Origin of the sequence: Marinobacterium sp. xm-m-383 (assembly GCF_013283255.1) — a bacterium.
Taxonomy (GTDB): Bacteria; Pseudomonadota; Gammaproteobacteria; order Pseudomonadales; family Balneatricaceae; genus Marinobacterium_E.
Window position 1 is genome coordinate 339,220 of sequence record NZ_WBYT01000002.1, and the last position, 20,619, is coordinate 359,838.

19 protein-coding genes and 1 other RNA gene are annotated in these 20,619 nt (G+C 47.9%); 9 read left to right on the top strand and 11 right to left on the bottom strand.

Annotated features, from left to right (window positions below; translation table 11 throughout):
- The first annotated feature begins 3 nt into the window (after positions 1-3).
- Genes XMM383_RS05285 through XMM383_RS05295 form a run of 3 tightly spaced genes read left to right on the top strand, consistent with a single transcriptional unit; the run spans position 4 to position 5,610 of the window.
- On the top strand, positions 4-1,308 hold the full coding sequence (locus XMM383_RS05285; protein ID WP_173484098.1) for an efflux RND transporter periplasmic adaptor subunit: 1,305 nt from the start codon (positions 4-6) through the stop codon (positions 1,306-1,308).
- A complete protein-coding gene (locus tag XMM383_RS05290; RefSeq protein WP_173494637.1) occupies positions 1,305-4,391 on the top strand; it encodes an efflux RND transporter permease subunit in 3,087 nt (1,028 codons plus the stop codon). Before XMM383_RS05285 ends, XMM383_RS05290 begins: the two co-directional genes overlap by 4 nt.
- A 10-nt stretch (positions 4,392-4,401) precedes the next feature.
- The gene (locus XMM383_RS05295; protein WP_217363591.1) at positions 4,402-5,610 is read left to right on the top strand and encodes an NnrS family protein; all 1,209 of its coding nucleotides are present in this window, start codon (positions 4,402-4,404) and stop codon (positions 5,608-5,610) included.
- 159 nt (positions 5,611-5,769) lie between these two features.
- On the opposite strand, the gene folD is transcribed toward XMM383_RS05295, so the two are convergent.
- The 6 genes from folD to hemC all read right to left on the bottom strand — a co-directional run bounded on the left by folD (position 5,770) and on the right by hemC (position 11,332).
- Positions 5,770-6,618: a bifunctional methylenetetrahydrofolate dehydrogenase/methenyltetrahydrofolate cyclohydrolase FolD gene (gene folD / locus XMM383_RS05300; RefSeq protein ID WP_173482549.1), complete on the bottom strand. Its 849-nt coding sequence runs from the start codon at positions 6,616-6,618 to the stop codon at positions 5,770-5,772.
- A gap of 81 nt (positions 6,619-6,699) precedes the next feature.
- Positions 6,700-7,200 carry a TIGR00645 family protein gene (locus XMM383_RS05305; RefSeq protein ID WP_173481764.1) on the bottom strand — a complete coding sequence of 167 codons (501 nt, stop codon included), beginning with the start codon at positions 7,198-7,200 and terminating at the stop codon, positions 6,700-6,702.
- A gap of 10 nt (positions 7,201-7,210) precedes the next feature.
- Positions 7,211-8,440: a heme biosynthesis HemY N-terminal domain-containing protein gene (locus tag XMM383_RS05310; protein WP_173494638.1), complete on the bottom strand. Its 1,230-nt coding sequence runs from the start codon at positions 8,438-8,440 to the stop codon at positions 7,211-7,213.
- Positions 8,440-9,639 carry a uroporphyrinogen-III C-methyltransferase gene (locus XMM383_RS05315; RefSeq protein ID WP_173494639.1) on the bottom strand — a complete coding sequence of 400 codons (1,200 nt, stop codon included), beginning with the start codon at positions 9,637-9,639 and terminating at the stop codon, positions 8,440-8,442. The genes XMM383_RS05310 and XMM383_RS05315 overlap by 1 nt, the downstream gene beginning before the upstream one ends.
- Before the next feature lie 15 nt (positions 9,640-9,654).
- Positions 9,655-10,416, bottom strand: a complete 762-nt coding sequence (locus XMM383_RS05320) for a uroporphyrinogen-III synthase (protein ID WP_173494640.1) — start codon at positions 10,414-10,416, stop codon at positions 9,655-9,657.
- Complete coding sequence (gene hemC, locus XMM383_RS05325) at positions 10,400-11,332, bottom strand: hydroxymethylbilane synthase (protein ID WP_173494641.1); 933 nt, start codon at positions 11,330-11,332, stop codon at positions 10,400-10,402. Before hemC ends, XMM383_RS05320 begins: the two co-directional genes overlap by 17 nt.
- Before the next feature lie 165 nt (positions 11,333-11,497).
- Here hemC and argH point away from each other — a divergent pair, with 165 nt between their 5' ends.
- Positions 11,498-12,895, top strand: a complete 1,398-nt coding sequence (argH, locus tag XMM383_RS05330; RefSeq protein WP_173494642.1) for an argininosuccinate lyase — start codon at positions 11,498-11,500, stop codon at positions 12,893-12,895.
- 61 nt (positions 12,896-12,956) lie between these two features.
- Here the strand turns inward: argH and XMM383_RS05335 are convergent, their stop codons facing one another.
- Positions 12,957-13,469 (bottom strand): glycine cleavage system protein R, encoded by a 513-nt coding sequence (locus tag XMM383_RS05335; protein WP_173488803.1) that lies wholly within the window; start codon positions 13,467-13,469, stop codon positions 12,957-12,959.
- Between the two features lie 93 nt (positions 13,470-13,562).
- Between XMM383_RS05335 and XMM383_RS05340 the strand changes: the two genes are divergently transcribed.
- Positions 13,563-14,480, top strand: a complete 918-nt coding sequence (locus XMM383_RS05340) for an AEC family transporter (protein ID WP_254443082.1) — start codon at positions 13,563-13,565, stop codon at positions 14,478-14,480.
- 197 nt (positions 14,481-14,677) lie between these two features.
- On the opposite strand, the gene XMM383_RS05345 is transcribed toward XMM383_RS05340, so the two are convergent.
- The 4 genes from XMM383_RS05345 to XMM383_RS05360 all read right to left on the bottom strand — a co-directional run bounded on the left by XMM383_RS05345 (position 14,678) and on the right by XMM383_RS05360 (position 15,994).
- A complete protein-coding gene (locus XMM383_RS05345; protein ID WP_173481772.1) occupies positions 14,678-15,271 on the bottom strand; it encodes a 5-formyltetrahydrofolate cyclo-ligase in 594 nt (197 codons plus the stop codon).
- Between the two features lie 5 nt (positions 15,272-15,276).
- Positions 15,277-15,455, bottom strand: a non-coding RNA gene (gene ssrS / locus XMM383_RS05350) — 6S RNA.
- Positions 15,456-15,506: 51 nt separating this feature from the next.
- Positions 15,507-15,788 carry a cell division protein ZapA gene (locus XMM383_RS05355; RefSeq protein WP_173481773.1) on the bottom strand — a complete coding sequence of 94 codons (282 nt, stop codon included), beginning with the start codon at positions 15,786-15,788 and terminating at the stop codon, positions 15,507-15,509.
- Complete coding sequence (locus XMM383_RS05360) at positions 15,785-15,994, bottom strand: TIGR02449 family protein (RefSeq protein ID WP_173482543.1); 210 nt, start codon at positions 15,992-15,994, stop codon at positions 15,785-15,787. Before XMM383_RS05360 ends, XMM383_RS05355 begins: the two co-directional genes overlap by 4 nt.
- Positions 15,995-16,181: 187 nt before the next feature.
- Between XMM383_RS05360 and XMM383_RS05365 the strand changes: the two genes are divergently transcribed.
- Genes XMM383_RS05365 through XMM383_RS05380 form a run of 4 tightly spaced genes read left to right on the top strand, consistent with a single transcriptional unit; the run spans position 16,182 to position 20,592 of the window.
- Positions 16,182-16,745, top strand: coding sequence for a UPF0149 family protein (locus XMM383_RS05365; RefSeq protein WP_173481775.1), 564 nt, complete (start codon positions 16,182-16,184; stop codon positions 16,743-16,745).
- On the top strand, positions 16,745-18,058 hold the full coding sequence (pepP, locus tag XMM383_RS05370; protein ID WP_173494643.1) for a Xaa-Pro aminopeptidase: 1,314 nt from the start codon (positions 16,745-16,747) through the stop codon (positions 18,056-18,058). Before XMM383_RS05365 ends, pepP begins: the two co-directional genes overlap by 1 nt.
- Positions 18,051-19,307 (top strand): 2-octaprenyl-6-methoxyphenyl hydroxylase, encoded by a 1,257-nt coding sequence (gene ubiH / locus XMM383_RS05375; RefSeq protein WP_371743470.1) that lies wholly within the window; start codon positions 18,051-18,053, stop codon positions 19,305-19,307. Before pepP ends, ubiH begins: the two co-directional genes overlap by 8 nt.
- Entirely contained in the window at positions 19,300-20,592 is a 1,293-nt protein-coding gene (locus tag XMM383_RS05380; RefSeq protein WP_254443083.1) for a UbiH/UbiF/VisC/COQ6 family ubiquinone biosynthesis hydroxylase, read from the top strand. The genes ubiH and XMM383_RS05380 overlap by 8 nt, the downstream gene beginning before the upstream one ends.
- Positions 20,593-20,619 lie beyond the last annotated feature (27 nt).

Below are 20,619 nucleotides of genomic sequence, written 5' to 3' on the forward strand. Positions count from 1 at the left end.
AAGATGCAGTGGACTCGTTACTTAAAGTTTGGAATTCCTATTGTTGTGGGAATTGCTGGAACTGCATTACTACTCAACGGTGTCAAACCACCAGAAAAGAGTGCATCGTTAATAGAACTCAAAGCGGTTAAATACCTAGTTGTTCAGCCCGAGGAAGCATTCTCAGAGATGTCGATTTCGGGAACAATTGAGGCAAGCGACAAATGGTCGGCTGTTGCACAGGTTAAAGGGGAAATTTACCGATCAAATGACTCAATCGTTGAAGGGCTTTGGGTTGACGCTGGTGATGTCATTCTCAAGATAGATCCTTTGGACTATGAGCTTGCTATTTCTCAAATTAGTGCAGAGTTGTCTGGAATTGAGTATGAGCTTTCACTTCTGAATGCCGAGTCAGAAAACACTCAGCGGATCTTAGATTTAGAACAGCGACAGCTTACCTATGCAAAAGCAGATCTAGATCGAATCCAAAAACTATATGCCAGCGGATCCGCAACACGTAAGCAATTGGATGATGTCCAAAGGGCCACTCTGACTTCGGAGAAGATAGTTACAGATATTAAAAATGGCTTGTTACTTGTAGAACCTAAGAAGCAGAAGCTGTTAGCTCAAAAGCAGGCGTTAAGTATCTCACTAGACCGTGCACATAGAGATTTAGCTAGAACAGATATTATTGCGCCTTACCCACTTAGGATCTCTAAACTACTTGTTGAAGACTATCAAGCTGTTAATGTTGGACAGCCTTTAATTGAAGGGATAGGCATTAAATCAGCCGATGTTACTGCACAAGTAAACATTGATAAGTTCAGAGATTTAATCGGTATAAATACGCCACCTTCCACACTTAATAATGAATTTGTAACAGATACATTAAACAAACTGGTTTCTGCTGAAGTGCGAACAGTTGGAAGCATAAGCGAATCTTGGAAGGCAGAGGTGATATCTGTTCGCTCTGAGTTAGATAACCGAGCAAGAACACTTCAAATCGTAGTAAGGGTAGATGATCCATATTCGAGCCATTCAGCAGCTCAGAACTTCCCGCTGTTACCAAATCAACCCATTGAGTTGGTATTTAGAACGATTCAGCCCTCAAGTGTAATTACGATTCCATTATCTGCGATCCACCAAGATCAAGTTCTATTGCTAAATGAAGAGAATGAAATTGAGTTTCGAGAAGTCCAGCTTGGTCTCATGCAAGAGAACCAAGTGAAAATTATGAGCGGGCTCAATTCGGGTGACAAATTGATACTCGACTCTCTGATAACTGCGATACCAGGACAAAAGTTTACTGGGATTGAGGTAGCGAAATGATTCGATGGTTTACATCCCATCCCACTGCAGCCAACTTACTTCTTTTAGTGTTTATAGCCGTTGGATCGTTTTCAGCACCGACACTTCTACGAGAGACATTTCCAGACTTTCGCCCTGTCGAAGCGGAAGTATCTGTTGTTTATCGTGGCGCAACACCTTCCGATGTTGAAAAGAAAATATGTGAACCCCTATGGGATGCCGTTCAATCGGTTGAATCACTGAGTGAATTTGTCTGTACAGCACAAAACAATTTAGCCCACGCTGTAGCGACAATGCAGCCAAGTGGGGATGCCGTTAGATTTGTCAGCAATCTAAGAACTGAAATCTCGGCAATTGATTCATTTCCATTATTAGCGGAAGCTCCCATTATTCGTGAACTTCATCGCACAGATCTTGTGGCTTCTGTCGCTGTATCTGGTGAGCTACCACTGGAACAACTTGATCACTACTCAAAGATTCTACAAGACAAGTTAGCTTCACTCGATACTGTAGCGAAAGTTATTCGTTCTGGTGTTGGGGAAAGAACCTGGTCAATACAGGCTGATCCTCGTGTTTTAAAAGAGTACGGTTTAACAACTTCCTCTATTGCTAATGCACTTAAGCAACAAAGCATCAATCTTCCAGCTGGTACGCTTGAAGGAGAAAGCGGTGAATACAACATCAGATTTGACTCCGAAGCGCTATCTAAGAATGCCCTATTCAACCTACCCATTATCACCTTAACCAATGGTGCTGTGATCAATCTGAGTGATATCGCTAGCGTAGAGGAGCATTATGAGCCAGCGAGTAACGCAGCCTATTTAGATGGCGTTCCTGTCATCCTACTTGAAGTACACAAACCCCTGGATGCTGACGCTTTAAGATCTCTCGACGACCTAACAAATACGGTGAAAGCCGAGCAAAGCAGAGGTATTGGCTCGATTCACCTTGAAGTCGTTCAGGATGTAACTTCAATTATACGAGATCGATTAACAATGCTGGTTCAAAACGGCGTCGTTGGTCTAGTCCTTGTTGTACTCGTAATGAGCCTATTCTTCCGACCAGCTTATGCAGCATGGGCAGCAATGGGATTGCCTGTAGCGTTTCTAGGCGCCTTTGCATGGATGTCATTGACTGGTGAAAGTTTAAATATGATCACCGTAGTTGCGTTACTTATGGCTATAGGGATTGTTATGGATGATTCGATTGTATTATCCGACTCCATAGCAGTGCATTCTCATGGTAACGTGACTTTGAATTCAGTAGTTCAGGGCGTTGTAGCGGTTGCTCCAGGTGTAGTCTCTTCATTCCTTACAACTGTTTCTGTATTTTTGCCGTTATCATTTTTAGCAGGTGAGCTTGGCGCTGTACTTGAGGTACTTCCAGTCGTTCTTTTAGCTGCGTTAACAGCAAGCCTAGTTGAGGCTTTTTTCATACTTCCTCACCACCTAAAACAAAGCCTAACTAAATCGAATTATTCGCCCAACAAATTCAAAGTCCGCTTCGAAGAGATCTTTAATTCATTTAAAGAGCGGGGCGTTGGCAGGCTAGCAGACTGGGCTATTGATCATCGCTGGCTAGTTGTTGGAGTCGCTGTTGGATTATTGATCCTTACTATTGGAGCCCTAGGTTCAGGCGTAGTGAAGCGGGAAGCAATGCCTGAAATTGATGGTGATGTAATTGAAGCACGAATTTTACTACCCATGGGGGTATCGCTCGGTAGAACTGAGGAAGCTGTCCGCCAGGTGGAAGAAGCCCTTGCGCGTGTGAATATCGAGCTAAAGTCTAAACAACCGCAACAACAGGACCTTGTGAAACGTGTGATAACTCGATTCGGAAGAAATTTATCTGTTGGAGAGAGCGGAAGTCATGTGGCTACGGTTTCAGCGGATCTATTATCTGCAGAGATTCGAGCTACAACGCTCGATGAACTCATTGAAATATGGAAACGTGAAATTGGGGTATTACCAGGCATCACATCCCTAATTATTACAGAGCCTGGTATTGGTCCGCAGGGTATAGCCGTAGAGCTAAGACTTTTCCATGAGGATTTGAATTTGCTTTCGAAGGCTTCGCAAGAGCTATTAAGTGAAGTAGAGAAGTACAATGGTGTATTAAACGCCAAACATGATTTAAATGTTGGCAAGCCTCAACTTGGTATGCAGATAACCTCTGACGGACAAGCATTAGGATTAACGCCATTAGCTATTGCTAATCAGTTGCGCGGAGCGTTTCTTGGCGAAACCCTTGATGATATTCGCGTTGGTGAACTCCAATACGCGATTGAAGTGAAGTTTGCAGATAACAGCACACAAGACATCGACGATCTGTTGGCGTTTGAACTACTATTGAATGATGGTTCAACTGTTCTCTTACCTAATGTTGTAAAGCTTTATGAAACTAGAGAGTGGAGTTCAGTTACGCAACGAAATGGCAAAAGATCTGTAACAATTCAAGCAGATGTGGATGGCCGCATAGCCAATGCAGATGCCATTACAGCTGACGTAAAGAAAACCTTGCTTCCAAATATCCAATCAAATTACTCGGGTATTACTTTTGAGATTGCTGGACAAGCAGCGAATTCGGCTGAAACTGTTGCCTCTATTCTTCGTGGCTTCTTGATTGGAATAGTAGGGGTATATCTCATTCTTTCATTCCAATTTAGAAGCTATGTTGAACCCTTAATAGTGCTTCTAACTATCCCGATGGCATTTCTTGGCGTCGTATGGGGTCACTATTTGATGGGTTACAACATATCCATGCCATCCCTTGTTGGTGCTGCATCGCTCTCGGGTATCGTTGTAAACAACGCTATATTGTTAATCGGCGTCATAAAGGAGAGAGCATCTGATACCAAGACGGTAATAGATGCCGCTAGTGAAGCTGTTCGCTCTAGATTTCGCCCTATTTTTGTTTCAGTTTCAACTACCATAATGGGAATGGCGCCATTACTCACGGAAACATCGACTCAAGCACAAACCCTTAAACCATTGGTGATTTCTGTTGTGTTCGGTTTACTTGCTTCGACAGTATTGGTCATGATTGTTGTTCCTTCACTGTATGCAATTGTTAATGACCTAAAATCTAAGTCATCGACAAACTAAGAGGCTATTTGTGGCGCTATTACAAATTGATGGATCCATTACTGAAGAAAACAACACGAAAAAGCATCACCCAGCTTTTCTAAATGCAGCATTCAGGCCATTCTTTTTGCTTGGAGCTGCGTTTGCTGCCTTAAGCATACCTGCTTGGGCACTCAGTTTTCTGGGCTTAATTGAGTTTAAATTCTATGGCGGTGCCTATGCGTGGCACCTACATGAAATGCTATTCGGTTTTTTTCCAGCAATCATGGTTGGGTTTCTTCTAACAGCAGTTCAAACCTGGACAAAACGTAAATGCATTGAAGGATGGTGGTTAGCTGCCCTTGTACTGACATGGCTTCTAGGTCGTATAACACTTGCCTTTCAACCCGTCTTTTTTCGTGATTACACTATCGTCATAGATCTTCTCTTCTTGCCAGCCTGCGCGGTCTTTTTAGCGCGCCCGATCCTGCAAGCCAAGATGTGGAGGAATCTCTTTTTTGTACCTATCCTACTTGTGATGGCGATGATGAATACTGTCTTTCATTTTTCATTGTCGAGTGACTCTATCGTTGATATCACCACTATTTCGCACGCCATGGTCATCCTTGCAGCGCTAGTAATGAGCATAATGGGGGGGCGAGTCTTTCCCATGTTCACAGCCAACGGAACAAAGACACCTCGGGTTAACTCGATTAGGTGGTTAGAGCAGCTTTCGATTCTAAGCATTGTGATTGTGTTTATTACAACTTTGGCTCAAAACTTTGTACCGAACACTCTTAGCATTGCCGTTCTATTCGTGGCGGGGATTTCAAATCTAGTTAGGGCTTTGCGATGGAGACTATGGGTGACGTTTAAGGTCCCACTAGTATGGTCTTTACATCTTAGTTACTTAGCTATGAGTCTAGGTTTTATTCTACTCGCCTTAGCAAAAATGCATTTAATTCCAAGTGTTTCAATTGGTTTTCATTCGATCACGGTTGGCGGGATGGGGCTTATGATCTTATCGATGATATCGAGAGTTTCATTAGGCCATACTGGACTACTAATTAAGGCTAATATTTGGGTTATTTGTTCCTTATTAGCCCTTAGTTTAGCTGCGATTGACCGCGTTACAGGGTCATTATTCGGCATGGAATATTCAATAGTTATAGCGTCATCAGCTCTACTTTGGAGTATAGGCTTTTTGATTTTTGTGTTTGCCTATACCAAAATTTTATTCACTGAAAACATGTCACGATAATGCTGAAATGACCTTTGAAACGTGGGGTGTAAATTTAACTTGAGTGTCTCAAATGGGTCGTGAGCAGCCGTCTGCGTGGTGCCGATAAGTAACAAAAAGGAGAGCTATTGCTCTCCTTGTTTTCGTTGGTTAATAAATGCTATGAGTTGGCGTTAAGCTCTAGCTGGAGATCTTCTTCTCACCTGCTGCGACACACTGGAAGATCAGTGTGTTGATGGTCATAGGGCCAACGCCACCAGGTACTGGAGTCAAAGCAGCAACACGACCTTCTAGTGGTGCCAGTTCGATATCACCTACACCGCCTGGGTGGTAGCCAGCATCGACAACGATGGCACCATCTTTGATCCACTCTGCTTTAATGAATTCTGGGCGGCCAACCGCACCAACAACGATATCAGCCTGTTTGATGATGTCGGCTAGTCCTTGGGTGCGTGAGTGACAGATGGTCACAGTCGCATCTGCGTTTAACAGCATCATACCCATCGGCTTGCCTAGAATAGGGCTGCGACCAACTACGACAGCGTTCTTGCCTGAAAGCGGAATGTCATAAGCGTCTAGAAGACGCATAATGCCTTGTGGAGTTGCGGAGCCGTATGCCTCTTCTTGCATCGCCATGCGACCAAAGCCAAGACAGGTGACACCGTCTACGTCTTTCTCTAGCGCGATGGCATCGAAACAGGCACGCTCATCAATCTGTTCTGGAACTGGGTGCTGCAGCAGGATGCCGTGACAGTTTGGATTACTGTTCAGCTCTTGGATTTTCTCTAACAGCTCTTCGGTGGAGGTCTCTGCACCCATCTCAACCGTGATTGATTCCATGCCGATACGTTTGCAGGCATTCTGCTTCATGCGCACGTAGGTTGCTGACGCTGGGTCAGCGCCTACCAAAATAGTGGCTAATGCAGGCGTTTGACCGCCGCTTTTCGCTTTAAGGTTTTCAACGCGTGTAGCGAGTTCAGCTTCGGTTTTTTTAGCAACGGCGCTGCCATCAAGAATCAGTGTGGTCATGGTTTTCCTGTGGTTGGGGTCTAGCTAATTGAATTGTGCGGATTCTATCACTACTGATCGAATTTTGCTCGATCAGCTCTCTCATTTAGGGCTTTTGCGGGTGATCTTATCAAGCATGCCCATTGCCACTGCTGAGATAACAAAGGTTAGATGAATGACAACGTACCAGAGCAGTTTATCGTTATCGATGTTGCTCGCATTCATAAAGACCTTAAGTAAGTGGATTGAAGAGATGGCAACAATGGAGGCGGCGACTTTGTTCTTCAGAGAGTTGGTATCGAGTGTGCCAAGCCATTCGAGCTTTTCTGTCGATTCACGAATATCGAGGCGCGAGACAAAGTTTTCATAGCTGGTAAACATGACCATGACGATCAATCCCGAGACTAACGCGATATCAATAAGAGAGAGAATGATCAAAATGAGATCAGCCTCTGGTAGAACCGTCACATCGGTCAGGACGTGTATCACTTCTTGGAAAAACTTAATGGCCAATGCGACCAGGGCTAAGCTAAGTCCTAAGTAAATGGGCGCTAAAATCCAGCGAGTTGAATACATCAAGCGCTCAATAAAACGTTCAGCCACGGTGCAATCCTTAATGAGTTAAATGGTGTCGTGTCGTGCGATCCGCTTCCGACGGAGTTGGCAGTTGAAGCGGTGCGTTCTTGGAACTCAACAGTTGAGCCGCTTCGCGCTGTTCACCCAGCTGTAGGTAGAGCTCGGTTAGTTCGATCAACGTCTGTGCCTGATGGTTGAGTTCGAGTGATTTTCTGTAGTGCGTTAACGCGGCTCCCCATAACTGAGCGCGACGAGATAGACGTGCCAGAACCAGTTCTACCGCCGCATTGTCAGGCTGCTGTTTTAACCAGCCTTTAGCCGTTTTGATCATGGAATCTGGATCATCACAGGACAGTTCGCTGAAGCGAACCGCTAGATCGTTATCCCAGTGTTTAGCTAACCACTTAATGATCTGCGAGCAGGCATCTGCTGTTTCGTTTAGGGCGGTTAGCTGGCCAATGTAAGCGCGGCGAACTTCTGGATCTTGTTGTGCTTCGTAACTCAGATCTTCCCAACACTGATCTAGCGCAGTACGAGACGTCTCTTCTAGATTGTTCAATTTAGAGAGAGCGGCTGTGCGTCTTAAAGTTTGTATGTCGCTGCTGTTTAAAACCTTGCGCTTTTGCAGGCTCGGTAGCATTGGCAGTAGCGCGTTCCAATCGCGTTTCGCACTCAGCAACGCCGCTTTTTCACGATCTACAGCGGTTGAGTTTGAGCGCTCTTTTGCAAGTCTGCTGAGCAGTTCGCCAGCCCTCTCATGGTGACCTGATTTAACGTCAAAACGTACCTGCTCGAGTTGAAGGCGTAACTCTGACTCAGGTGACTCTTTAGCCGCTTTGATAAGAATGCGGTGCGCCTCTTTTTCATCCCCTTGCTCTGCCGCGCATCGAGCCGCTTCTAAATAGAATAGGGCAGGAGTTCGACTGAGTTCTGCAGCTTGGATAAACAGGCGGCGAGCTTTCCATAGGTCACCATCCAGTTCCGCTTCCAGCGCTTGATTGGATTTTGTGCCGGCTTTTCTATCACCGCGCGCTTCGCTCCAGCGGCGGAGCTTCTCGGCAGGTGAGCGCCAATTCGAGAATAGATTGAATAGCCAGTGGGTCAATGTGAACAGCAGAACCACCGCGATCAGAAGCACCCACAGACTGGTCTCAATGGAGACCTGTTGGTAGGCAATCAAGACATATCCACTGTCTTTCATCATGGCCTGCCCGACCCAAGCACCTACTAATAGCAGGAGTGAGAGTAGGATTAAAAAGCGTCTCATTACTGTGCCTCCCTGCGCAGGTTAGCCATCTCTTTTTGATGCTGCTGCAGAGCCTTCAATGATCCCGAGATGTCCGGAATCGTTGGCGACACATTCAAGGTTGTCAGTTCCGCTAGGGATTGGATTAGAACACTGGTTGTGTAGTTATCCTTATCAAAGTACTGCATCAACAGAGACTGCGCGCGTGACAAGCTGGTTGTGAATATAGACTGCTGTTGACGTAATAGCGCCAGTTGCGCCTGTTCTAACAACATCTGGATATTTTGGCGAAGGTAGTGACCTTGATCCGGTGATAGGATCGGCTCTACTGGTTGATCGTGTCGTTGAATAACGATCAGTGACTCAAGTTTGCTGATCGCTTTGGCAAAACCGCTGGTGATGTTCTGCTGTGTCTCGGCATCAACCTGTTCAGTAATAACATTGTCGATCAGCTCAGGCAGCTGGCGCTGTTGCTCTAAAGTGAGTGTAGGTAAGTCTTTACTTCGCTCAATCAGTGCTGCAACTCGTAGGTAGGTGCCCTCTATGTCCAAATTGGGTACTGATTCGAGTTTTGAGATATCACTGGCAAGGCTTTGGCGCAGTGGGTAGAGGCTGACATCATCCAACTCTTTTAGAATGGTGTCGGTACTGCGCAAGAGGGCTAGCGCACCTTCGGCGCGGTTCTCCATTAAGATGCGTTGGTTCGCTAAGCGTAATAGATACTCAGCCTCAGCCAAACGCCAGTCACTTTCTGAGCGTTCACGACCGGCTTCAACCTGCTTGATGGCATCGCTTAGGCGTTCTTGTAGAGTGGCGATTTCGGCCGTTTGTGCCACTTTTTCCGCTTGGATCTGTTGAAAGCTCTCAGTCAACTCGGCAACTGCTGCATTGGCATCATTGACCGCTGCAGTGGCTTCCAGCTGTTGAGCGGCACTGCGCTGATTAAAGCGCTCTTCGAGTTGGGTAAGTTTTTGCTGGGCCAGGTAACCGCCAGCACCGACCGCTCCTAGAGCAACCAGGCTGATGATCGTAGCTAAGATCGCTGACGCGCTTTTTTTGGCTGGGCCAGTCTCTTTTACATCTGAGGCCTCTTTTAATTCGGAGCTATCTGCAGCCTGCTCGCTGACGGTCTCTTCTACCTTTGACTCGACAACTTCAGCTTCGAGAATCTCGGCATCTTCTACTTGATCGGTTTGATTCTCTTTATCGGAGTGACTCATCGCTCTATTCCTTTATTAAAATCGCTGCTCTAAGGCCGCGATCATGGCACTGTCATCAGCACCCTCTGCGACTGTGATATCGGTAAAACCTAAGGTATTTCCCAGATCGGCAACTCGCTGACTGGGAACGAAAATGGGTGTATCGGCAAACATACCCCACTCATCGGCAAGCTTCGCTAAATGCTCTAACGCTTCGCCACTACTGATGAGTATAGCGCCTGGTGCCTGTTTAAAACATTCTGAAAGTTCAGCGTCACTGTATTCAGGCATTTGACGTTGATAGAGACTGATCGTTTCAACCTTTGCACCGCGCTCGGCTAAGGTCTCTTCTAGGAGTGTTCTACCGCCTACGCCTTTGAATATTAGGATTCGTTCTCCAGAGGGTTGTGCAAATGCAGGCAGTGTTAAAAGGGCTTCAGAATCGAGCCCTTCATTAGTATTGGCATGAATCTCATAACTGGCCAATTCATCAGCCGTCCCTTTGCCGATGGCGTGCCACTGCACCCCAATAGGAAGTTGAGGCCAGAGTTGATCGAGTAAATCAATGGCAATACTGGCCGCATTACGGCTGACAACGATGACGTGTTGATAGAGGTCGAGATCCAGTAGTTTGCTTTGCAGACCAGGGGTAGATGGGTTCTCTAGATCTTCAGGAATGATCTCGAGAAGAGGCAGTGGGATAGGCGTAAAGCCTCTCTCTTTCAGGGCAGACGTTAGCGCGCCCTGCATGGCTGCCGGGCGCGTGGTTAGTACGCTGGGTTTAGCCGCGCTCGGCATACACCTGCTCTAGAATCTCACCGGCACCTGCTGCAAGGAGCTTTTCAGCCAACTCAATTCCCAAGGCTTCAGCACTCTCTTTGTGACCACGAATCTCATCGCGCAATACCAGTGTGCCATCAGGGCGACCTACAAGACCACGTAACCAGAGTTGATCGCCTTCCAGTTCGGCATAGCAACCGATTGGAACCTGACAGCCGCCCTCTAGGCGTTTGTTCATAGCGCGTTCGGCAATGACACGCGCGGCGGTTTCGTCGTGGTTCAATGGTGCTAACAGAGCCTGAGTCTCTAGATCATCCATTCGACACTCGATACCGACTGCGCCTTGGCCACCCGCGGGTAGACTCTCGGTAGAGTCGATTTGATGTTTAATGCGATCTTTCAGCTCAAGGCGAATCAGTCCGGCTGATGCTAGGATAATGGCGTCATATTCACCGGCATCGAGTTTTCCAAGGCGGGTCTGAACATTGCCACGCAAGGTTTTGATCTCTAAATCAGGACGGCGTTCACGCAGCTGTACTTCGCGACGAAGCGATGAGGTACCCACCACAGCCCCCTGCGGCAGTTCATCAAAGTGGTTGTAAGTATTGCTGACAAACGCATCGGTGGGTGTTTCGCGCTCACAGATGACAGACAATCCTAGACCCTCTGGAAACTCCATCGGCACATCTTTCATTGAATGCACGGCGATATCAGCACGTCCTTCCAGCATAGAGACTTCTAACTCTTTAACAAACAGGCCTTTGCCGCCGATTTTGGCGAGAGGGGTATCCAAGATTTTATCGCCGCGGGTCACCATGGTAACTAGCTCAACGTTAAGATCGGGATGTAGCTCTTCAAGACGGGCTTTTACGAATTCTGCTTGCCATAAAGCGAGTAAGCTTTGGCGAGTCGCAATGCGGAGTGTGCGTGACATGAAACTTCCAAATAGAGATCTTTTTTACGAATTTTCTAAGTGTATCAGATGTCTCAACTAAATTGAGCGTCCGGACGGGTTATTAGATCGGCTGAGAGTGCTATAATCGCGCCACTATTTTATGCGGTGTCATCCACCGAGACAGTTTCAAGAGAGGTAAATGAGATGAGTGATCAAACGAACCAGCAGTGGGGTGGTCGTTTTAGTGAGGCAACCGATGCGTTTGTGGCTCGATTCACAGCCTCTGTTGATTTTGATCAGCGTCTCTATCGCCAAGACATTCAGGGCTCTATTGCGCATGCACGCATGCTGACCAAAGTGGGCGTACTGACTGAAGATGAGCGCGATGCAATCATCAAAGGTCTGGGTGAGATTCGCATTGAGATTGAACGTGGTGAGTTTGAATGGTCTGTTGCACTGGAAGATGTGCACATGAACATTGAAGCGGCACTGACTAAGAAGATTGGCATTACCGGTAAAAAGCTGCATACGGGACGTTCGCGTAACGACCAAGTAGCGACCGATATCCGCCTCTACATGCGTGATGAGATTGACCAGATACTGTCTGAAATCACTCGTCTGCAAGCGGGTCTTTTGGATCTGGCTGAGCGCAATGCTGATACAATCATGCCTGGCTTCACTCACCTGCAAACGGCACAGCCTGTTACCTTTGGTCACCACCTGTTGGCCTGGTACGAGATGCTTTGTCGTGATTACGAGCGTTTTGCGGATTGTCGTAAGCGTGTCAATGTGATGCCACTCGGTGCCGCGGCTTTGGCCGGTACGACCTACCCAATCGATCGTCACTACACTGCAGAGCTTCTAGATTTTACGATGCCAGCTCGCAACTCATTAGATGCTGTGTCAGATCGTGATTTCGCGATTGAATTCTGTGCTGCTTCAAGCGTGTTGCTGATGCACATGACTCGTATGTCAGAAGAGTTGGTGCTTTGGACCTCTGCACAGTTCAACTTTATCAATCTTCCAGATCGCTTCTGCACCGGCTCTTCAATCATGCCACAGAAGAAGAACCCAGACGTGCCTGAGCTGGTACGTGGTAAATCGGGCCGTGTTTACGGACATCTGATGTCGTTGCTGACGTTGATGAAGTCACAACCGCTGGCGTACAACAAAGACAACCAAGAGGATAAAGAGCCTTTGTTTGATGCTGTCGATACGGTTCAAGGCTGTCTGCGCGCGTTTGGTGATATGGTGCCTGCGATTGAGGCTCGTCCTGAAGAGATGCGCGAAGCGGCTCGCCGTGGTTTCTCTACCGCAACGGACTTGGCTGACTACCTAGTGCGTGCAGGTGTTGCCTTTCGTGATGCCCATGAAATCGTTGGGCTGTCGGTGGCTTATGGTATTAAAACAGGCAAAGATCTATCCGATATGACTCTTGAAGAGCTACGTCAGTTCTCAGATCAGATTCATGAAGATGTCTTCGAAGTGCTAACCCTCGAGGGCTCGGTGGCCGCTCGTGACCATATTGGCGGTACGGCACCTAACCAAGTTCGATTGGCGGTTGCGGCGGGTCGAAACGAGTTGGCGCAACGCACTGAGTAATATTCGGCTATCCTAAGCAAAAAAAACTGCCTACGGGCAGTTTTTTTGTTTTAGGGGATCGTTATGCGAAGGTGATGTCGACCATCAGATCGGATGCGATCTCTTCAAGTGCTGCTTGTACGCTGTCTAAATCAACGCTTTTCGGTACTTGCAGTTCACCTTTGGCTTTAAACAAAAGCTCAGATGACATTGAGCCGGGTGTCAATTCGGTTTCTAAACTGGCGACGTTAACGCCCAGTAGGGACAAGGTATTGGAGATATCACGAACGATACCCTGTTTGTCATGTCCAACCAGATCAAGCGTCACGGTTTCATACTCGGTATCACTCTCTTGACTGTTGCTGACTTCACAAGAGACGCGAATGCCTTGCTCTTTTAGGTCGTCTAATGCGCGAGTTAAACCATCTAAGTTTGCGGTAGGTACATCAACCACTACAACGCCCGCGAATTTACCCGCCAGTTGCGATAGACTGGATTCAGACCAGTTGCCTTGGTGCTCTGAGATGGCTGCAGAGATAAGGTTTACCAATCCTGGTTTATCATCAGCAATAAAGCTGAGCACTAAAGATTTCATTGTCGTCGCTCCACAGATAGGATGCTCTAAAGCATGATCGTTACTAGATTTGTCTCAAAGACTAGCACTTTGTTTGGCAAGAGTGCATAACTGATGGATATTTTTGCGGCCCTTTGGCCTGTCTTCGCACTTCTGTTGTTAGGTGTGTTGATCAATCGAGTCCAGTTCGTGGATCACAACTTTTGGAACGGCGCAGAGAAGATCATCTACTACCTCTGCTTCCCAGCCCTGTTAGTGACACGGCTGGCCGCGGCTGACTTTAATGGCAGTGAATCTCTGGTGTTGATTGAAGCGGTGCTACTACTTCTAGCGCTAGGCTCGCTGTTCTTACTCGCGTTGCAGAGGCTTTTCAAATTCAGTGCGGCTTCATTTACTTCGGTTTACCAAGGCGGACTGCGTTTTAACACCTACATCACACTGGCTATTGCGGCGAGCCTGATTCCCGGTAAGGGGTTAGTGATTGCGGCGATCATCGCCTCTGTCATGATTCCTCTACTCAATCTACTCTGCGTGTTGGTCTTTGCCCTCTACAGCGATAAACGCCCCTCTGTTTTCACTGTGTTGAAGCAGATACTGAGTAATCCCCTGATTCTCGCCTGTCTGCTGGGCTTGGCGTTGAACCTCTCTAAGTTGGGAATACCTTCTCTCGTCACACTGGTGTTGGAGCTGTTGGCTCAGGTTGCCTTACCGCTGGGTCTGTTGGCGGTGGGTGCGGGAATCAATTTAAAGGCGATGCGATCTTCAGGTTTGCCACTGATGATGGGCGTTGCTGCTCGATTAATCGTTATGCCGCTATTGGCATTGGCAGTTGGTGCGATGCTTCAACTCTCATCAGTGTCACTGCTGATTTTTATGGTGTTTGCGTCGGTCCCGACGGCTTCAGCGGCCTATATTCTGGCGAAACAGCTGAATGGAGATGCACCCTTAGTTGCAAATATTCTCTCTGCACAGACCCTGTTATCGATGCTGACATTGCCGGTGGCGCTATCCTTGCCGGGCCTGATTTTGTGAAATGATATTAATTTTGAAATTTTTTTGAACTTATTTTGAACTTTTTTCTGATGCTGAGGTCTTACTTAATAAGCCTCCTAGTTTCAGTTCAAAATATGAAAATGAAACAATCTCCAGACCTATTGCTGCTACTCACGGTTACCTTAGTAACCGGAGTTGCAGTGACCGGGTTGATCCAATCGATCTAAACTCACTCTTTAAGCAATATAGCGTCTCTTTTCAGTCGCAATGCCGTGCATAGGAACATCCCAAGGTTGTATCGGTAGTTGCTCAACCTTTTGCAGGTCGTGTGCCACGCCAATGAGTTTAGGGCCGTGCATGAACCCTTTTTTCTGTGTGAATTCGAAGGTTCGATCGTAGTAACCGCCCCCCATGCCCATGCGTCCACCCTGTTGATCAAATGCAACCAGCGGCATCAGTACTAGATCCACTGCCCAGGCAGGAGAGTGTGAGCGCTTTAATTTTGGCTCCCAAATCTTGTAGCGATTTTGGTTCATTGAGGTGTTGGGTTGATATTGAGTAAACCAGAGTCGATTGTGTCGAACCGGATGCAGTACCGGCAGGTAGACCGATTTCTTAAGTTTCCAACACAACTTGATGAGCGGTTGAAGATCGATTTCACCATCGTTAGCTAGGTAAACGGCAATGCGTTTAGCGCGATGAAAGTAGGGGGCTTTTCTTAGTTGGTGAACTAATGAGAGTGCAGCACGCTTCTGCTGTTTACTGGAGAGCGCACGACGTGCTCGACGTTTCTCAAGACGAATGGTTTTTCTATCTTCGATACTGAGCATAGAGAAAAGACCCCAGGATGCCGGTGGTGTTCTTGGCCCTGAACCCGAAGGTTCAGAGTGGATACGAGTATAGATATATTAGGCTTTCCGCACGCGGACATGCTCACAATACCTATTCCCCGCATCCGGGAAAATGATTATCGGCTCGAGGGACTTGAACAACTGTCGAACATCCCAGGGTTGAGTTAATTATAACCCTATGAAGCCGCTATTAAAGGGTTTAAGACCGGAAAAACTATGAAAATTTTGCAAGCGTCGCGTCGATCTTATCGATCAACTGCTTGGATTCATCGTTTGAGCTCGCTTCGGCTTTTGATGAGTTCAAATTGTCATAACTCAGGTTGAGGGCCGCCATCACTGCGATACGTTCCATGCCCAGTAGTTTGCCACTGCTAGAGATCTCACGCATTTTCTCGTTCAAGTTTTCTGCTGCAGCAATAAGGCCTGCCTCAGCGCCGGCTGGGCAGCTAAGTGTGTACTCTTTATCAAGAAGGGCAACGGTCAGTGTGTTACTCATGAGCTTTTCTCCAAAACACGAAGGCGATTTAGCATCGATTCAACACGACTACGGGTGCCCTCATGTATTTTGAGTAGCTGAGCACGCTCCTCTTTCAACTTCAGGTTCTGTGTCTGTAAGTGACGATTCTGCTCATCCAACTTTTGTACCAACTCGATCAATTGATCAACTTTGGTGGCGAGCGTTGATGGGTTTACTTCTGACATTGACTGCCTCGAACGTTTTGAATTCCGACCATATTAGCAGGCAGTTGCATTGGGTCAATGTTCTGCATAGCTCCAAAGGCCGCAAAGTGCTAGGATCATCCCCAATAAATGCTCTTGAAAGCGGTCGTCTTAAACGCCCTCTGAATAGCATCTGAACCTTTATTTCTACCGTAATAAGTGAGAGTCGATGAGCGCGCCAGATTTTGATCAACTAGCCAATTTAATGATTGAAGAGGGGGCTATCGCCTTTTCACCCTCTGAGTTACATGGCGCGATCGTTGGGCAGCTCACCGCCGCTAAACGTTTTGATAAAGCGAGTCTTGAGGCGTTTTGTGTCACTCAAATGGATATCACTCGTATCGCTCTTGAGAGCAGCAGCGAAAAGTTGATGGCACTCTACACCCAGATTTTAGAACAGCTGGAATCATCCGCTTTTGAGTTGGCCATTTTACTACCGGATGATGAGCAACCTCTGGCTGAGCGTGCAGAGCAGTTAGGCCTTTGGGTGACTGGGTTCCTAGCAGGTTTTGGCATGGCGATTGGCGATCAAGGGCAACATCTCTCTAATGATGCGCAAGATGGTCTTAAAGATCTGGTGCAAATTGCGCAAATTGAGGCGGACGGCCAGGCCGAAGAGGACGAGAATCTCCTGATGGAGGTGGAAGAGTACGTTCGTATGGCTGCCATGCTGCTATTTAGTGAATGTAATAAAGCGGAGTCTACTGAGTCTGATAAACCGGTAATGCACTGATGAAAATTGATCTCTCAATCTACAAAGAGCGTCGAGCTAAACTGCTCTCTGAGTTACCTGACAATTCGGTCATGATTATCGCTGCGGCCTCTTTGGTCAGCCGCAACGCCGACGCTGAGTTTCCGTTTAGGCAGTCGAGTGATTTCTACTACCTTACGGGATTTAATGAACCGGATGGTTTGTTGCTGCTTAAGCCAAGTTCAGATCAGCCGGTGGTACTGTTCTGTCAGCCACGTGATCCTGAAATGGAGATCTGGACTGGTTACCGAGCAGGTCCAGAGGGTTGCATTGAGACCTTTGGCGCGGATGCTGCATACAATCTTTCAGAGATTGATCAACAGCTTCCCAGCCTAATCGATGGCGTTGATCAGCTGTTCTACCCGTTAGCACGCGATGCTGCATTGGACTCCCGGGTAAAAGGTTGGATTCAGGATCTGGCTAAACGTGTTCGAGCGGGCGCTGAAGTTCCCAAGGCTTTGAGTGATTCAGATTCTATTTTGCATGAGATGCGTCTGTTTAAATCCGATGCTGAGATCGCCATCATGCAGCGAGCGGCCGATATCTCTGCAGAGGCTCATGTTAAAGCGATGCAGCAGTGCCGGGTTGGCATGAATGAGTACCAACTGGAAGCGATTATTCAGAGTCACTGCATGGCTGAGGGTGCTCGTTTTCAAGCTTACACGCCTATTGTGGCGGCAGGGAAAAATGCCTGTATTCTTCACTACATCGACAACGATCAGCCCATTAATGAGGGTGATCTCATTCTGATAGATGCAGGTTGTGAATTGGATAACTATGCCAGTGACATTACCCGGACTTTCCCTGCTAACGGCCAGTTCAGCGAAGAGCAGCGTGCCATCTATCAGTTGGTCTTAGACGCCAACAAAGCCTGCATTGACGCGGTCAAACCGGGTTGTAATTGGGACTCTCTGCATCAGTTGTCTGTCGAAATATTGACTAAAGGGTTGGTTGAGCTCGGTTTGCTGTCGGGTGAGGTGGATCAGTTAATTGAATCGGGCGCTTATCGTCGATTCTATATGCACCGCATTGGTCACTGGTTAGGTATGGATGTTCATGATGTTGGCTCTTACCGTGTAGAGGGTGAGTGGCGCGAGCTTTCTCCTGGCATTGTCACGACCATTGAACCGGGTCTCTACATCGCCCCCGATGATCACAGCGTCGAAGAACGCTGGCGCGGCATCGGTGTTCGCATCGAAGATGATGTTATGGTAACAGATGAGGGTGCGCGAGTTTTAACCTCTGCAGTACCCAAAGAGATAGATGAGATAGAGGCATTGATGCGCCGTGCATGAATCGCAGTTTGATCTAATCATTTGTGGTGGTGGCATGGTGGGCGCCAGTTTAGTCGCTGCGTTAACACCTTCTGCCAAATCCTTAGGTCTTAAGATCGCTCTTGTTGAGCAGAGCCCTATGCAGGCTAAGCCCAATCCTCAGTTTCAGCCCAGCTTTGATGCACGCTCTACCGCATTGGCTTATGGATCCCGAACCGCCTTTGAGTCTATGGGTGTGTGGGAGCTTCTCCATGAACACCTGACTCCCATCGATCGGATCCATGTTTCTGACAGAGGACGCTGGGGTCAAACGACCATGAGTGCTGAGCAGGAGCGCGTCGACGCACTGGGCTATGTTGTCGAGAACCACTGGTTAGGTCAGGTGTTAATGAGCTCGGTACTGGCCGCGCGCGATCAGGTCGAACTCTATTCGCCGGCAACCGTTGAATCGGTTGAGTGGGTGGAGGGTCAGCGTCATGTAGTGATTGAACAAGATGGTGAGTCGATAACCTTAACAGCACCACTGGTGGTCATGGCGGATGGTGGACGTTCTGAGCTTAGACAGCGTATGGGTATTGAGTATCGCCAGACCCCTTATCATCAGCATGCACTCATTGCCAACCTAGAGATTGATCGCCCTCATGATGGCATCGCCTATGAACGTTTTACCGAAAATGGCCCCATTGCACTGCTTCCGATCGAGGATCACGAAGGGCGCCATCGAATGGGGTTGGTTTGGACGCTGTCTGACGATCAGGTCATTACCCGCATGGAGCAAATCGACCAGCAGTTTTTGACCGATCTACAACAAGCCTTTGGCTATCGTGCCGGTCGCTTGATTGGAGTGGGTGAGCGATTCTCCTACCCACTGCATTTAACCTTGGCTGATGAGCAGGTTCGCCGTGGTTTGGTGGTTCTTGGTAATGCCGCCCATGCTCTGCACCCCATCGCAGGGCAGGGGTTTAACCTAGCCTTGCGCGGTGTTTGTGAGTTGGCGGAACGGATTATTCTGGCCAAGCAAGCTAACCAAGATATGGGTGCATTAGCCATGCTGGAAGAGTTCATTGACGGGCGTCGAAAAGATCAAAGTCGTACGATCGGGTTTGGCGACTCTGCATTGAAAATCTTCAGCTCTACTAACCCTGCTTTGCGTTTGGGACGAAGCTTGGCTCTTCAGACCTTAGATCTGATTCCGTCAGCACGCACTCTATTGGCGAGGGCTGCAATGGGTTTGGATACTCCGGCAGCGAGGTTAAAGTCCAATGACTGATAAAAATGCTATTCGCTCAATGGACGTTGCCATTGCTGGTGCAGGTATGACCGGCTTGGCAGCGGCGATTCAACTGGCGGATCTTGGTTTGAAGGTTGAGGTGTTGGATCAGTTTGGTATGGATCTGTCGACCATTGATGATCAGGCTGCTCAACTCATGCAGGGGGCTTTTGATTCTCGTGTGAGTGCACTCACACTGGCCTCAGTCGAGTTACTGAAATCCTTGGGAGCTTGGTCGCATATTCTTAGCTGGCGAGCAGAACCCTATGAGAAAATGCATGTCTGGGACGGTGAAACGCGTGGCGAGGTCGATTTTGACTGTTTTGATATTCACGAGAAGCAGTTGGGCTTTATCGTAGAGAATCGCCTGGTTGTTTTAGGTCTATTAAAAGCGGCACTTGACCGTGCAAATCTTAAGCTCAATTTCGCCTCACGTATTAAAACACTGGGGCGATTCCAAGAGTCTAGTCGACTCATAAAGCTCGAAGATGGTGATCTTTTATCTGCGCAGCTTGTGGTAGGTGCTGACGGTGCCCACTCAAATACACGTAAGCAGTTGGGTCTGGCTACTCATGAGTGGGACTATGGTCAGCATGCCGTTGTGGCAACGCTTGAGATGACTCGGCCTCATCAACACACCTGTTGGCAGCGGTTTACAGAGGATGGCCCTCTTGCACTGCTCCCTCTTAAGACCGCAAGCGCTCATCATGTCTCGTTGGTCTGGTCGACCTCGCCTAAACATGCAGCAGAACTATTAGAGATGGATCAGGATGCCTTTTGTGCAGCCGTCAGCTTTGGTTCGCGTGATGTGTTGGGCCGAGTGGCGTCGGCAACTGGTATTCAAAAGGTTCCGTTAAGACAGCGTCACGCCAAGCACTATGCTGTTGAGGGAGGAGTACTGATCGGCGATGCTGCACACACGATCCACCCGCTTGCAGGGCAGGGTGTCAATTTAGGTTTTTTGGACAGCGCTGCGCTCAACGACGTGATTGCTCAGGCACAGATGCGTCGTGAGCCGATCGGTGATGCGAAGGTGTTAAAGCGTTATGAGCGTTCAAGGCAGATGAGTAACCTGCGCATGAGCGCGGTGATGGAAGGGTTTAGGCGTCTATTTGCTCCACAACCAGCTCCGATCGAATGGGCGCGCAGTGTTGGTATGCGTCTTTTCAATCACGTTGAGCCAATTAAGCAGCACATTATGTCAGAAGCGATGGGCCTTTCCGGCGATCTACCGACTCGGATGCGACGAGCAGCGTCGGCAAGCGTTGATCAAAGATTGAACTAAACCCATTTTAGGGTAAACTTCTTGTCC